The 14,105-nt window shown below is 70.3% G+C and carries 16 protein-coding genes; 5 read left to right on the top strand and 11 right to left on the bottom strand.

Annotated elements, in window-relative coordinates:
- Positions 1–167: 167 nt before the first annotated feature.
- Both ACT53R_RS06450 and ACT53R_RS06445 read left to right on the top strand, forming a co-directional pair.
- A complete protein-coding gene (locus tag ACT53R_RS06450; protein WP_476171022.1) occupies positions 168–569 on the top strand; it encodes a PadR family transcriptional regulator in 402 nt (133 codons plus the stop codon).
- Positions 566–1,522, top strand: coding sequence for a sensor domain-containing protein (locus tag ACT53R_RS06445; RefSeq protein ID WP_476171021.1), 957 nt, complete (start codon positions 566–568; stop codon positions 1,520–1,522). Before ACT53R_RS06450 ends, ACT53R_RS06445 begins: the two co-directional genes overlap by 4 nt.
- A gap of 99 nt (positions 1,523–1,621) precedes the next feature.
- On the opposite strand, the gene ACT53R_RS06440 is transcribed toward ACT53R_RS06445, so the two are convergent.
- Positions 1,622–2,947, bottom strand: coding sequence for a polyhydroxyalkanoate depolymerase (locus ACT53R_RS06440; protein WP_476171020.1), 1,326 nt, complete (start codon positions 2,945–2,947; stop codon positions 1,622–1,624).
- Positions 2,948–3,065: 118 nt separating this feature from the next.
- Between ACT53R_RS06440 and ACT53R_RS06435 the strand changes: the two genes are divergently transcribed.
- Entirely contained in the window at positions 3,066–3,455 is a 390-nt protein-coding gene (locus tag ACT53R_RS06435; RefSeq protein ID WP_476171019.1) for a TfoX/Sxy family protein, read from the top strand.
- A gap of 117 nt (positions 3,456–3,572) precedes the next feature.
- Here ACT53R_RS06435 and ACT53R_RS06430 read toward each other — a convergent pair whose 3' ends face one another.
- The 8 genes from ACT53R_RS06430 to ACT53R_RS06395 form a co-directional block, all read right to left on the bottom strand.
- Positions 3,573–4,190, bottom strand: coding sequence for a methyltransferase (locus ACT53R_RS06430; RefSeq protein WP_476171018.1), 618 nt, complete (start codon positions 4,188–4,190; stop codon positions 3,573–3,575).
- Positions 4,187–4,981, bottom strand: a complete 795-nt coding sequence (gene ygiD / locus ACT53R_RS06425) for a 4,5-DOPA-extradiol-dioxygenase (RefSeq protein ID WP_476171017.1) — start codon at positions 4,979–4,981, stop codon at positions 4,187–4,189. The genes ACT53R_RS06430 and ygiD overlap by 4 nt, the downstream gene beginning before the upstream one ends.
- A 48-nt stretch (positions 4,982–5,029) precedes the next feature.
- Positions 5,030–5,890 (bottom strand): arginase family protein, encoded by an 861-nt coding sequence (locus ACT53R_RS06420; RefSeq protein ID WP_476171016.1) that lies wholly within the window; start codon positions 5,888–5,890, stop codon positions 5,030–5,032.
- Positions 5,891–5,892: 2 nt separating this feature from the next.
- Positions 5,893–6,852, bottom strand: a complete 960-nt coding sequence (locus ACT53R_RS06415; RefSeq protein WP_476171015.1) for a hypothetical protein — start codon at positions 6,850–6,852, stop codon at positions 5,893–5,895.
- A complete protein-coding gene (locus ACT53R_RS06410; protein ID WP_476171014.1) occupies positions 6,849–7,376 on the bottom strand; it encodes a GTP-binding protein in 528 nt (175 codons plus the stop codon). Before ACT53R_RS06410 ends, ACT53R_RS06415 begins: the two co-directional genes overlap by 4 nt.
- An 83-nt stretch (positions 7,377–7,459) precedes the next feature.
- Entirely contained in the window at positions 7,460–8,401 is a 942-nt protein-coding gene (locus ACT53R_RS06405; protein ID WP_476171013.1) for a hypothetical protein, read from the bottom strand.
- An 82-nt stretch (positions 8,402–8,483) separates the two neighbouring features.
- Complete coding sequence (locus tag ACT53R_RS06400; protein WP_476171012.1) at positions 8,484–8,840, bottom strand: roadblock/LC7 domain-containing protein; 357 nt, start codon at positions 8,838–8,840, stop codon at positions 8,484–8,486.
- A 126-nt stretch (positions 8,841–8,966) separates the two neighbouring features.
- Positions 8,967–9,416 carry a roadblock/LC7 domain-containing protein gene (locus ACT53R_RS06395; protein WP_476171011.1) on the bottom strand — a complete coding sequence of 150 codons (450 nt, stop codon included), beginning with the start codon at positions 9,414–9,416 and terminating at the stop codon, positions 8,967–8,969.
- Positions 9,417–9,746: 330 nt separating this feature from the next.
- Here ACT53R_RS06395 and ACT53R_RS06390 point away from each other — a divergent pair, with 330 nt between their 5' ends.
- Positions 9,747–10,169 (top strand): CopD family protein, encoded by a 423-nt coding sequence (locus ACT53R_RS06390; RefSeq protein WP_476171010.1) that lies wholly within the window; start codon positions 9,747–9,749, stop codon positions 10,167–10,169.
- 114 nt (positions 10,170–10,283) lie between these two features.
- Here the strand turns inward: ACT53R_RS06390 and ACT53R_RS06385 are convergent, their stop codons facing one another.
- A complete protein-coding gene (locus ACT53R_RS06385) occupies positions 10,284–11,984 on the bottom strand; it encodes an alkaline phosphatase (protein WP_476171009.1) in 1,701 nt (566 codons plus the stop codon).
- Positions 11,985–12,126: 142 nt separating this feature from the next.
- Between ACT53R_RS06385 and ACT53R_RS06380 the strand changes: the two genes are divergently transcribed.
- Positions 12,127–13,443: a dicarboxylate/amino acid:cation symporter gene (locus ACT53R_RS06380; protein WP_476171008.1), complete on the top strand. Its 1,317-nt coding sequence runs from the start codon at positions 12,127–12,129 to the stop codon at positions 13,441–13,443.
- A gap of 64 nt (positions 13,444–13,507) precedes the next feature.
- On the opposite strand, the gene ACT53R_RS06375 is transcribed toward ACT53R_RS06380, so the two are convergent.
- Positions 13,508–13,924: a hypothetical protein gene (locus ACT53R_RS06375; RefSeq protein ID WP_476171007.1), complete on the bottom strand. Its 417-nt coding sequence runs from the start codon at positions 13,922–13,924 to the stop codon at positions 13,508–13,510.
- Positions 13,925–14,105 lie beyond the last annotated feature (181 nt).

Genomic DNA, 14,105 nt, shown 5'->3' with positions numbered 1-14,105 from the left:
AAGGCGTCGCGGGATTCTGGCCGAGAACCCCCGCGCGGGCCAGCCGCCCGGTGCCGGGGCGGACCATGACCGATGGCCCGGATGACCTCCGGCACATTCTCTATTACGAAGTCGTGAATAGTATTTCGTCCAACCTATCCATCGTTTCGACCCAAGCAGGTGTCCCCATGACCGCCGTCGAACCCATCGAACCCGAACCCGTCGAAGGCCCCGCCGAGGCGCTGTTCCGGAAATTCCAGAAGGAGTTGTCCGCGGGCACCGTGTCGCTGGCGTTGCTGGGCGTGCTCGCCGCGGCCGCCGAGCCGATGTACGGCTACCAGATCGCCAAGACGCTGGAACGCTTCGGCGAGGGCGTGCTGAGCGGCAAGCAGAGCGCGCTCTACCCGGTGCTGCGCAACCTGGAGGCCGCCGGCCTGCTGTCCAGCGAGGTCGAGCCCTCGATCAGCGGGCCGCCGCGCCGCTACTACTGCATCACGCCGTTCGGCCGCGACGTCCTGCGCGCCTGGTCCGAGGCGTGGAGCGCCACCCGAGATTCCGTCGATTCCGTCCTGAAGGGGAGCCTGTCATGAACACGTCCGCGCAGCCCGCCGTGCAGCCGAAGCTGCCGGCGAACATTCCCGAATACCTCGAACACCTGCGGCGTTCGCTGGCCGGGGCCGACCCGGCGCTGATCCAGGACGCGCTGTACGACGCCGAGGAATACCTGCGCTCGGAGATGGCCGAGCATCCGTCGCTGAGCGAGGCGGAGGTGATCGCGCAGGTCGCCTCCAGCTACGGCGCGCCGGAGGAAGTCGCCGACATCTACCGCGACACCGAGGTGAAGGTGCAGACCGCGCTGCGGCCGCCGGTCACGAAGCCGCGGCGTTCGCTGCCCGGGCGCTTCTTCGGCGTGATCGCCGAGCCGCGCACCTACGCGGCGCTGTTCTACATGCTGCTGTCGATGGCGACCGGCATCTTCTACTTCACCTGGGTGGTCACCGGCCTGTCGCTGTCGGCGGGCCTCGCGGTGCTGATCATCGGCGTGCCGTTCGTGATCCTGTACTTCGGCTCGGTGCGCGTGCTGTCGCTGGTCGAGGGCCGGATCGTGGAGACGATGCTCGGCGAACGCATGCCGCGGCGGCCGCTGTACGCCGAGCGCGGCAAGCCGTGGCTCAAGCGCATCGGCGAGATGTTCACCGACCCGCGCACGTGGACCACGCAGCTGTATTTCCTGCTGCTGATGCCGATGGGCATCGTGTACTTCACGATCGCGGTGACGCTGCTGAGCGTGTCGATCGCCTTCATCACCGCGCCGGTCACCGTGTGGTTGGGCCATGCGCAGGTCAGCACGGATCTCGACGGCTGGATGCTGCTGGGCGTGCACGATGGCGTGCTCGGCACCTCGCTCGGCTACGCCGCGCTGCCGCTGGTGTTCGTGCTGGGCTTCCTGCTGCTGTTCGTCACCCTGCACATCGCCCGCGGCATCGGCTACCTGCACGGCCAGTTCGCCAAGCACCTGCTGGTCAAGTTGTCGGCAGCGTGATCCCGTCACGGGCCATGGCCATTCCCACGAAAAAGCCGGCGCGTGTGCCGGCTTTTTCGCGTTCCGCGGAAGGCGACGGCTCAGCCGCGCGCCATCGCATCAGGCGACCGGTGGCTGCCCGACGACCCGCAGTCGCGCGGGCTTTCCAGCGGCCGTTTTTTCCGGGGCTGCGGTGGCCGGGGCGTCCTGGCGGGCGATGAAGTCGCGGACCTGCGGATAGACCTGCTCGCGCCAGCGGCGGCCGCTGAAGATGCCGTAGTGGCCCGCGCCCTGCGCGGTGAGGTGGACGCGGTTCGCCTCGGGGATGCCGGTGCACAGCCGGTGCGCGGCGCGGGTCTGGCCGAGGCCGGCGATGTCGTCCAGCTCGCCCTCGATCGTCATCAGCGCAGTGTCCTTGATGGCGCCCGGCACGACGCGCTCGCCGCGCACGTCCCACAGGCCGCGCGGCAGCAGGTGTTCCTGGAACACCACGCGGATGGTGTCGAGGTAGTACTCCGCGGGCATGTCCAGCACCGCGTTGTATTCGTCGTAGAAACGGCGGTGCGCGTCGGCGTCGTCGAGGTCGCCCTTCACCAGGTCCTGGTAGAAGTCCCAGTGCGACATCACGTGGCGTTCGGGATTCATCGCGATGAAGCCGAGGTGCTGCAGGAAGCCCGGATACACCTGGCGACCACCGCCCGGATAGTTCGCCGGCACGGTGTGGATCACGTTCTGCTCGAACCACCACAGCGGTTTCTGCGTGGCGAGGTTGTTCACCGCCGTCGGCGATTCGCGGCTGTCGATCGGGCCGCCCATCATCACCAGCGAACGCGGCGTGGGCTCGCCGCGCGCTGCCATCAGCGACACCGCCGCCAGCACCGGCACGGTCGGCTGGCACACGCTGATGACGTGCAGCTTGTCGGCGCCGATGTGGCGGATGAAGTTCTCGATCGTGGCGACGTAGTCGTCCAGCGTGAACGCGCCGGCGTCCTTCGGCACCATGCGCGCGTCGATCCAGTCGGTGATGAACACCTTGTGGTCCCGCAGCAGCGTCTGCACGGTGTCGCGCAGCAGGGTCGAGTGGTGGCCCGACAGCGGCGCCACCACCAGCACGGTCGGGTCGTCCTTCAGGTCGACCACACCGTCGGTCTCGTCGGAGAAACGCTTGAAGCGCAGCAGCCGGCAGAACGGCGTGCGCAGGGCCTCGCGTTCGACCACCGGGCAGGTGCGGCCGCTCTTCTCGACGGCGTGGATGCCGAACTTCGGCTTCTCGTAGTCCTTGCCGATGCGGTACAGCAGTTCGTAGCCGGCGGCGACGCGCGGTGCGTACGGCAGCGTGGACAGCCAACTGCCCGGCGCCGAGAACATGCGGGCGTTGGCTTCCGCCCAGTAGGTCATCGGCGCCATCCAGGCGCGGCTCAGTTCGTGCATCTGGTACAGCAGCATCGACGAAGCTCCGGTCGGGAGGGCGCAGTGCCGGATACCCGGCATGTTGCGCCGCAGCATACCCGATCGCGGCCGCGCCGGGGCCCGTTCAGTTTCACGGTTCGGCTAGTCTGGCGGCATGACCAGCCGTGATGACGACATCGCCTGGAACCGGGAACTGCTGTCCGCATTGGGCCGGGTCGACGCGCGCCGGATGTTCGGCGGCACCGGGCTTTATGCCGACGGGCGGATCGTGGCGCTGGAGATCGAAGGCGTGCTGTACCTCAAGACCGATGCCGGGAGTCGCGCCAGTTTCCGTGATGCCGGCGGCCGGCCGTTCGTCTACGACAACGGCAAGCGCGAGGTCGAGACCAGCTACTGGACGCCGCCGGACGAAGCCCTCGACTCGGCCGACGCCATGGCCCCGTGGGCGCGGCTGGCGCGCGAGGCCGCGCTGCGCGCCGAGGCGAAGGCGGTGTCGAAGAAGACGTCGACGACGAAGAAGTCAGCGGCGAAGCGTACGAGGTAGACACCCGGGACACCGCGTCCTCGGTAGAGCGGCCTTCAGGCCGCTGCTCTTGATCGAGCGACGATGGCAAAGGCAGCGGCCTGAAGGCCGCTCTACCGGGCTGCAAGCCTGCCGGTGCTAGCGCGGCGCCGCCTCCAGCGCCGCCGGCTGGTCGGCCAACGCGGGCGACAGCCAGCAATGCGAGCCGAGGAAGCGGAAGCCCAGTGCCGCGAAGCGCGTGCGGTAGAAGCGCGCCGGGCGCGGCTGGAAGCCGACGTCGTCGCCTTCGGTCTCGTCTTCCTTCGCGAAGGTTTCGAGGAAGGCCACGCCGCCGCAGAGTTCCGTCAGCCCGGGCAGGCCCTGCGTCAGTTCGCGCGTCGGCAGGTAATGCATCACGTCGCTGCAAATCAGCAGATCGACCGGCGGGCAGGGCCGCAGGTGCGCGAAGTCGCCGAAGCGCGCGAAGTGCAGATCGCGGCGCGCGCCGTAACGCCGGATCGCGTATTCGCTGCTGTCGAAGCCGAGGTACTGCGCCTTCGGCCGCAGCGCGAGCAGCGGCGCGCGCCACGCGCCTTCGCCGCAGCCGATGTCCAGCACGGTGCGGATCGGGCGTTCGAGGTGGTATTCGGCGGTCGCCACCGCCAGCGCGACCTTGCGCTTGAGCCGCTGCGCGCCGCCGATGCCCGCACGGCGGTACCAGTGGTCGAAGTAGCGCTTGTCGTAGGTCTTGCCGTCGCGCTTGTCCGTCGTGCTCATGCGTGGCCGATCAGCAGGGACGTCATCGACAGCGAGCCGGTGACGTCATCGTTGAAGAACCGCAGCGCGTCGCCGTCGCGGGCCAGCGCGAGGGCGTAGAGCAGCGGCAGGTAGTGTTCGGGCGTCGGGATCGACAGCCGCGCATCCTCGCCCAGCGCGGGCCAGTCGGCGAGTGCGGCGAGGTCGCCTTCGCGGATCAGCGCGTTGACGCGATCGCGGAAGCGCAGCGCCCACGGCAGTGCGCTCGGGTCATGCCAATCGAACAGGCGCAGGTTGTGGACGACGTCGCCGCTGGCGACCACCAGCACGCCGTCGTCGCGCAGCGGCGCCAACCGCCGTGCCAGTGCCACGTGCCATGCGCCCGGGCGACGGCTGTCGATGCCCAGTTGCACCACCGGCACGTCGGCGTCGGGATACATCGGCCGCAGCACGGCCCAGGCGCCGTGGTCCAGCCCGCGACGCGGATCGATGCGCGCGCCGAAGTCCTCGCCCAGCAGCTCGACCACGCGCTGCGCCAGCGCGGGATCGCCCGGCGCCGGCCACTGCACGTCGAACAGCGCCTGCGGGAAGCCGCCGAAGTCGTGGATCGTCGGCGGCGTCGCGCTGCCGGTCAGCCACGGGCCGGGCGTTTCCCAGTGCGCGGACACGCAGAGGATCGCGCGCGGGCGCGGCAGTTCGCGCCCCAGTGCGCGCCAGGATCGCGACCAGGCGTTGTCCTCGATCGCGTTCATCGGCGAACCGTGGCCGAGGAACAGGACGGGCATCGGCGTCGAAGGAAGCGGGGCGGACATCGGGCGCGCTCGGGAAGGCGGGCGGCCAGTATCCCCGCCCGCCCGCGCTCAGGACCAGACCCGTCGCGCGGCACGCACCGTATTGGCGTTGAGACGCGCCACCCGTTCGGCGTCCTGGTAGCCGCCGGCGACCACGAACACCAGCGGGATGCCGCGTGCGTGCGCGATGCGGAACACCGCGAGGTCGCGCTGGAACAGTTGCCGCGTGGTCAGGCCGACCCGGCTCTTGGGATCGTCCTCGTGGCAGTCCGCGCCGGCCTGGTACAGCAGCAGGTCCGGACGGTGCGCGTCCACCAGCGCCTCGGCCGCGCGCAGCGCGTCGAGGTAGCGATCGAAGCCGTCTTCGTCCACGCGCACCTGGTAGGCCCACGAGCGCTGGCCGCCGCGGCAGCCGAAGCGGGTGCCGAAGATCGAGACGTTGAACAGGTTCGGCAGGCGTGCGGCGAATTCCTCGGTGCCGTTGCCGCCGTGTTCGTCGCAGTCGATCACCATCACCCGGCGATCGGGATGCGCATGCGCCACCAGCGCGAGGCCGTTGAGCGGGCAGTAGCCGCTGCCGGATTCCGGCACGGCGTGGTGGAAGCCGCGCGCGATGTTCATCGCGATGCCGTCGCGCAGCGCGGCATCGACCGCCGCCAGCTGTCCGCCGAGCATCGCCAGCGTGGCGTCGCGCACCGCCGGCGACCACGGGATGCCCTGGCGCGACGCCAGCGGTTCTTCGCCGTGCAGGAACGCGTGGAGGTAGCGTGCGTCGTGCAGCCCGGCCAGCATGTCCGGCGTCGCCGGCGGTGCCTGCCGCAAGTCCACCAGCCCCAGGCGTTCGAGCTTGCGCGCCGTCGTCGCCAGCCGTGCCAGCAGCGGCACGTCGCCGGGAGCGTAGTCCTCGCGGAACCAGGCGGGAATGCGCATCGTCACCCTGCCTGGCCGGCGGCGAGCCGCTCCGTGGCGAAGGCGTGGAGATGGGCCAGCGTCGTGGTCTGCGGCGACAGCATGTTGCCGCGGATCTGCGCCTCGAACTGCGCGCTGAAGGCGCGTCGCCGCACCGCGGGCGCGACCGCGAGCGTGGTCAGGCGCAGGAAGCGCGCTTCGGCGATGGTGTCGAGCGCGTGCACGGCGCCGCACGGGATCGCACGCAGCGCCGGCGCGTCGTCGTCGTAGCGCAGCGCGAACAGTGCGCCCGGCGGCAGGGTCACGCCGCACACCGACACCGGCGCCACCGCCATCGCCGAATGCGATTCGCCCAGCGCCATCTTCTCGACCAGCAGCGGGCGGCCATCGGCGTCGACGAACAGGTTGACCTTGCCGCCGCGGCGCACGCGGCCATGCGCGATCTCCAGGAAGAATTCCTCGGCCTGTGAGCAACTGCCGATCTCGGGCTTCTCGCGCATCGGCGGCAGCGCCGGTGCGGTGGTTTCCGCGGGCACCAGCAGATCGCGCAGGATCGGCAGCAGCAGCGTGCTTTCCTCCAGTCGCAGTGATGCGGCGATGGTGGCGAGCCGTGCCGGCAGGGCGACCAGCGACTGCAGCAACGGCGATTGCGGCAGCGATGCGATGAGCGCGGGATCGGCCCGGTCGAGGCCGCGCCAGCCGGACGGCCAGCCTGCGGCGACCAGCGCACCGGCAAGGGTCTCGGTACGCGATTTCGGCCAGTCGTCGAACACGCCGAGGTCGGTCGCGGCGACCGGATCGCGCGGCTGGTTCACGAACGTCGACAGGAATCGCGTGGCTTGCGTGTAGCCGCACCCGCGGCGCTCGGTGCGGTGGCTCGGATGCTCGCCGAGCATTTCGCGCAGCGTGGGATGCAGCGGCAGCCCCGCCTGCGCGAAGGCGTCGACCAGTTCGTGCGCGGCGGCGTTCGCGGCGGTGCTCAATCGAGCGACAGCAGCAGGGCCCGGACCAGGTGCGCCGTCTGTTCGCGGTCGCGGGCGTCGAAGGTGAAGACCGGGATCGGCCGGCCGCAGCGGCGCACGGCCTGGCGCACGGCGTCCATGCGGAAGGCGGGCACGAGGTCGGTGCGGGTGATGCCGATCACCAGGCCGGCGTCGGCGTCGATGTCGCGGATCGCGCGGATCCAGTGTTCGCATTCCAGCGCGATGCGCAGGCTGTCGCCCGGCAGCACCACGATCACGCCCACCGCGCCGGCCATCACGATCGGCCGCATGTGCGCGAAATGTTCCTGCCCGGGCAGGCCGTAGATGTGCAGCGGCGTGCCGTCGTCCAGCAGCACCGGCGAGAAATCCATCGCGACGGTGGTCGTGGTCTTCTCGCCCATCGCGCCGTCGGTCAACGGCATTTCGGTGGACACCGGCGCGACGTCGGACAACGACCGGATGGCCGTGGTCTTGCCGGCGCCGACCGGGCCGGCGAACACGAGTTTTGCGCTTTCGAATGACACGATCGTCTCGCTCCGTGAAAAGGCGTCAGGCCGCGCCATGCGGGCGGCCCTGCCGCTCCTGTCGGTACTGCTGGATCATGGGATCAGGCCCTGGCCAGGCCGAAGCGCGAGGCGATCCGCGCCAGCATGCCGGAGAACGTCCCGACCGGCTGGGCGGGCGCGGGCGCGACCGCGGCGTCGGCCGTCGCGTCCTGCCGTTCCAGCAGGTTCGCGGCGCGATACGCCCACAAGGTCGCGTTGACATCGCGCGGGTCGAGGTTGCAGAGCCTCGTCAGTTCGTCGACGCCGGCGGATGCCCGCATCAGCGCCTTCGCGACTTTCAGTGCGCCCACCAGTTCCGGCGCCGAGCCGACGTCGGGCCAGTCCTTCAGGCGATGGCGGCCCGCCGGGAACTCCGGCAACTGCGTGCGGCCGTGGAAAGCGGCCTGCAGCAGGAAGGCTTCGAGGCTGCGGTGCACGCCGTCCTCGTCGGGCGTTTCGTCGCTGGCGGCCAGCGTCCAGTCCGCGCTGGCGAACGAATCGCGCGCGGACAGCAGGTCGCTGAGCGTCGCGGCATGCACGCGCCCGGTGTCCGGGCGGATGCGGATGCGCCGGCCGTTGAGCTGGGCATCCACCGCGCGGCCGTTGAATTCGGGATCGGCCAGTCGGCACAGCGCGGGCAGCGCGGTGGTGGTGGCCGTTTCATTGGTTTCGGTGCCGGCCGTCGCTTCGACGGCGAGCAGATCGCGCAGCGCCTGCGCCAGCGCGGGCGCGGGGCTGGCCTCGTTCGCATCGACGACGCCCGGGCCGAGATCGGCTGCGGTGGCGCCGAAGGCCAGCACCGGCGTGCCGCGCGATCGCGCACGGGCGAACGCCTGGCGCCCGTAGGCATCGCCGAGGTCCGCCACCAGCAGCGTGCAGCGCGTGCCGTCCCAGGCCCGCACGCGCGCCGTGATGCGCCAGGCCGCGAGCAGCGTGGCGGCGAGGCGGATGCGCTGTTCGGCCTGTTCGTCGAGCGCGGCGGTGGCGATGTCGGCGCGGGTCATGGGCGACGGGCGAAGAGAAGGAAGGGATGGTGCGGTCGCCGCGGGCGCGTGTTGCGCCCGCGGCGGGGATCCGGGCGCCGGATCAGGAGAAGTCCACGCCCTTTTCGAACGTGCGCAGCTCGTGGCGCGCCATCGCGAGGTTCGACTTGGAGCGGTCCAGCACCACGTACAGGAACAGCTTCTGGTTGCTCTCCAGCGGACGGATCACGTGGTACTGCTTGGTGAGGCTGATGAGGATGTCCTCGATGGTGTCGTTGAGCTTCAGCGCGTTGGCGACCTTGCGCTTGGCGCGGACGACTTCGGCATTGCCGGCGGCAGCGAGTTCGAGGTCGATGCCGGCGCCGTCGCCGGCGAGCAGCATGCCGCTCTCGGTGTCGACGAGGGCGGAAGCGACGTAGCCGTCGAGGTTGCGCAGGGGTTCGAGCGAAATCTTGGCCATCTTCTTTGTTTCCTTCAGGGGTCGGTGAAAGTGCGGGATGCGGAGGAAGCGGATGTTGCAGACAATAGGAATCATTACGGGCGCCGTGCCGGCCGCGAGGGTCCGGCGTGGCGGCGCGGATGGGGGTCAGTGGGAAGCGTCGATCTTCGCGGCGAGTTGTCCGGCGGTATCGAGCGCGGCGCGGATGGTCATCGCCAGGATCTCGCTGGCGTCAGCGCAGATGCAGAGCGTGTGCAACTTCGCCTTCGAAGGCACCCGCACCAGCACGATCGAGCCGTGCGCGGTGGCGATGCTGTTGTACTCGGCCGTGCTGTCGAGCGACTCGCGTCCGAACGATTCGACCAGTCCCATCAGCGAGCTCATGATCGCGGCAGCGCGGGGCGCGTTGGCCTGGCGGCCGGGGGCGTCGGCATGGGCGAAGCTGCGGCCGTCGACCGTACCGAGCGAGGCGAAGACGATGGCAGGCGTGCGGGCGACGAGGGCTTCCAGCGTCTGCTGGCATTCGTTGCGGGTCTGCATCTGGGCGGTCGCGTCCTGCGGGTTCGGGGTTTCGATCACTTTGAGGGCGGCCGACATCGCGGGCTCCGTTCGGTTGGGGGCGATGGGTTAAAAGCAAACCGCGTGCCATCTTCCTCCCCGTCTTTCCGGAGCAGCGCGATCAAGATAATTGACGAGGCCGGAGCGGCGGCACTTTGCGGAAACGATTTCATGAATGGCTGGATTTCCGGTCCACGGAGCCCCGCGGATCGGGTTCCGACGAACGGCGAGTGACGTCGGAGGTCAGTTCGCGGGTGACCCGGGGTGTCAAACAGTGTGTTCAAAATTACCGGATGAGAGCGATTCTCATGTTTGCGCCCGGTCCATCTGCTACTGTCCGCCTCCCCCGATCCGAGCCGAGCCCCGCCCATGCAGGCCTACTTCTGGACCAAGACCTTCCATCTCGTCTTCGTGATCGCCTGGATGGCGACCGTGTTCTACCTGCCGCGGATCCTGGTGAACATCGCCGAGGCCGGCGACGTGCCGGCGGTGCGCGAGCGGCTGGTGCTGATGGGCCGCCGGCTGTACCGCTTCGGCCACATCATGTTCGGGCTGGCGGTGATCCCGGGGCTGGCGTTGTGGCTGCACTTCCACATGGCCGGCGGCTGGCTGCACGCCAAGCTGACCCTCGTGGCCCTGCTGCTGGCGTACTTCATCGTCAGCGGCCGCTGGTTGAAGGGTGTGGACAAGGGGCGGCCGCTGCCGTCGGCGAAGACGCTCCGGCTGCTCAACGAGCTGCCGGTGCTGCTGCTGGTGGCGATCGTCTATCTGGTGCTGGCCAAGCCGTTCTGAGGCCGAAGCCCGGTAGGGCGGCCTTTGGGCCGCTGCTCCGGGTTTTCCGGAAAGCGAAAGGCAGCGGCCTAAAGGCCGCTCTACCAGGGGTGTGGGCAGCGTCCGCGTCGGCGATCAGCGCCGGAACGCCGCCGGGTCCGGCAGGGTGACCGGGACGCCGTTGGCGTCGCACAGCTTCTTCGCGCACAGCGCCGCGCGCAGGGCCGGGGTGGCCTGCAGCAGGATGTGGAAGATCGTGTTCTGCTCGATCGTGCCGCGCACGGCCGACGCACCGGGGCCGCGGGCCCAGATGCCGACATCCTCGCCGCCGTGGGTCTCGTTCGACAGCGGGATCATCGCTTCCTGCAGGTAATCCGGCGCTTCGGTGTCGACGTCGCCCAGCTTCGGCCGGCCCTGGGTGGCCTGGCGGAAGCCGCTGACCTCGCGTGCGGCCGACTTCGGGCCTTCCGGCTGCTGGTCGGTGGCGCCGGCGTAGCCCGGGCCGTTGGCGTAATTCAAGGTGGTGTAGGGCAGGCCGGTGGCGTCGGTGGCGAAGCCCGCCGGGTTGCTGCCCTCGCCGCTGCTGCCGCGGACCTTGCCCAGGATCGGGTTGCCGCGCACCGGGTAGCCGGCGAAGGTCAGGGTGTGGGCGTGGTCGGCGGTGACCAGGATCAGCGTGTCGTCGGCGGAGGTCGCCTTGGCCGCGGCGGCGACGGCCTCGCTCAGCGCGATCGCGTCGGTGAGGGCGCGGTAGGCGTTGCCGCCGTGGTGCGCGTGGTCGATGCGGCCGCCTTCCACCAGCAGCACGTAGCCCTGCCGGTTGCGGCCCAGGCGCTCGATCGCCGCGGTCGTCATCTCCGCCAGCGACGGCTCGCCGCCGCGGTCCCGTGCGCGGTCGTGCTCGAACTGCATGTGGCTGGGCTCGAACAGGCCCAGTAGCGGCCCGGTCTTCGGCGCGGCGGCCAGCTGGGCGGCATTCCAGACGTAGTGGCCATCGGGATGGCGGCGCTGCCAGTCGGCGACCAGGTCGCGGCCGTCCAGGCGCAGGCCGACCTGGTCGGCGTATTCGGGATCGGTCTGGGTCGGCGGCATGAAGCTGCCGCGGCCGCCGCCCATCAGCACGTCGGGGCCGTGGCCGAACGGGGTTTCGACCAGCTGCCGGGCGATGTCGGTGCAGCCGGCTTCGGCGGCCGCGGCCGGCAGCTCGGCGTCGTTCTCCCAGTTGCGGTCGGGCGAGTGGGTGAAGGTCGCGCCCGGGGTGGCGTGGGTGATGCGGGTGGTGGTCACCACTCCGGTGGACAGGCCGGTGGCGGCCGCCAGTTCCCACAGCGTCAGCATCGGCGCCTTGAGCGCGCCGGCGCAGTCGTCGCGCATCGGTGCCTGGCCGACGCTCAGCACCCCGCTGCGGGTCTTCACGCCGGTGGCCATCGCCGACATCGTGCCGGCGGAGTCAGGCGTCTGCGTGTCGGTGTTGTAGGTCTTGCTCAGGCCGGTGTCGGGGAAGTCTTCCCAGCTCAGCGCGTTCTCCTCGCCCGGGCCGCCCTTGCGCTGGCCGTCCAGGATGCGGGCGGCGGCCACGGTGGTGATGCTCATGCCGTCGCCCACGAACAGGATGACGTTCTTCGCGCGGCCCGACATCGCGCCGCGGGCGGCGGCCTGCGCGGCGCCGGCACGGAACCACCACGCCGCTGTCTCGCCATCGGGATGCTGGATCGCCGGCACGTCGACGGCCGGGGCGACCGGCGGAGTGGCGCGGCGCGCCTGGGCGACGGGCAGCGTGGCCGCGGCGGCGGCGAGGGTGCAGGCGAGGGCGAGCAGGGCGGGACGGACGATCATGGGCAGGCGACGACGGACGGAAACGTCGATTATGCCCGCCCGCCGTTGCCGGCGTGGGACGCGCTGATGACGCCCGCCCGCTCGCCGCGTCCGGCCGGCTCGGCTATCGTGCCGGCTCGCCTCGTCTTTCGCGGAGCCCCGCATGTCCGTCGTCGCTGTCTGGTTCCGCATCCCGTTCTGGCAGCGCGTGGTCGGCGCGTTCGCGCTCGGCGCGCTGGCGGGATGGGCGTTCGGGCCGAATGCCGAGACGTGGTTCGGGCCGCTGGGCGATCTGTACGTCAAGCTGATCAAGATGATCGCGGTGCCCTTGGTCTTCTTCGCGGTGATCAACGCGGTCGCCTCGCTGCACGGGCAGAAGTCGATCGCCGCGCTCGGCGGACGCACGTTCCTGTGGTTCGCGATCACTGCGGTGCTGGCGGTGGCGATGGGTCTGGCGGTCGGCACGGTGATGCAGCCGGGCGTGCTGCAACTGCCGCTCTCCGTCGATCCCGAATACGTGCCGAAGGACATCCCCAGCGTGGTCGACGTGCTGCTGGGCGTGGTGCCGACCAACGTCTTCCACGCGCTGACCGGCATCGGCGAGGCGAAGAACGCCGCCGGCGAGACCGTGCTGAAGGCCGGCAAGGGCTCGATCCTGCCGGTGATCTTCGTCGCCGGCCTGATCGGCTTCGCGATGGTGAAGCTGGGCGACAAGGTCGCGCTGGCGCGCAAGCTCGCGGGCGAGGCCAGCGCGATCGCGATCCAGATCACGCGCTTCGTGCTGGAGATGACGCCGATCGGCACCTTCGGCCTGATCGCCGCGCTGGTCGGCAACTACGGCTTCAAGCAACTGCTGCCGCTGGGCAGCTTCGTGCTGGCGCTGTACATCGCCTGCGCGCTGCACATCGTCGTCACCTACAGCGGCCTGCTGCTGGCGCACGGGCTCAACCCGCTGAAGTTCTTCCGCGGCGCCGCGGCGGGCATGCAGGTGGCGTTCGTCAGTTCGTCGAGCTTCGCCTCGCTGCCGTCGTCGCTGCGCTGCGCCACCCACAACCTCGGCGTCGACAAGGATTACGCCGCGTTCGCGGTGCCGCTGGGCGCCAGCATCAAGATGGACGGCTGCGGCGCGATCTACCCGGCGCTGTGTGCGGTCTTCATCTCGCAGTACATGGGCACGCCGATGTCGCCCGAGCAGTACCTCATCGTGGTGATCGCCTCGGTCCTTGGCAGCTTCGGCACCGCCGGCGTGCCCGGCACCGCGGTGGTGATGGCGACGGTGGTGCTCAGCGCCGCCGGCCTGCCGCTGGAAGTCATCGGCTATCTCTATGCCATCGACCGCATCCTCGACATGATGCGCACGATGACCAACGTGACCGGCCAGATGCTGGTCCCCGTGCTGGTCGCGAAGGAAACCGGCCTGCTCGACCGCGAGACCTACGAACGCGCGCCGACGAACGTGGGGATCGAGGAAGCGGTGTAGGGCGGGCCCCGGCCCGCCATCGCGAACGGCCCGTTCCATTCCTGGATCACGCGACGCCGCGCGCTCACTTCGGCAACGTCTTCTCCCGCCGCTGCGCCAGCGTCGCGCCGAGCAACGCGGCGGGGATCGGCAGCAGCAGGCCCAGCGCGGAGACCCAGGTCGGGTGTTCGGGGACGATCACGATCATGCCGACCACGCCGGTGATCGTGAGCAAAGCGACGCAGGTCGCGGCGATGCGCGGGTGACGGGCGATGCGTCCGGCGACCCAGCCGCCGACGAAGGCGCCCAGCGTCCAGGCCGTCACCAGCAGCACCAGCGCGGCGGTCGGTGCGGCGGCGAGCATCACCGCCAGCGACTGCGGATCCTGCGGGTCGAGGCCCGGCGGCGGCGGATACAGCATGTGGCTGGCGAACTCCACCGCGGAGGTGGTCAGCCACATCGCGAAGATGCCCAGCACGATGCCCAGCAGCGTACGACCCATCGACATTCCCCCTGGCCGAAGCGGTGATCGCAGCATGGGCCGGCGCCGATCCGGCCGCAAGCGGGCGGGCCCGTGCTCCGGCTGTGCTCGCCGCATCCGGCAGGGCGTGCCGCCGTCGCATACCGTGCGGTTCGCTCTTCTCCCTCCCCTTCAAGGGGAGGGTCGGGGTGGGGATGGGGTT

This window comes from Lysobacter sp. DMC104, assembly GCF_056313665.1.
The sequence above is the reverse complement of the archived record's forward strand: the minus strand, read 5'-3'. Positions and strand labels throughout refer to the sequence as shown.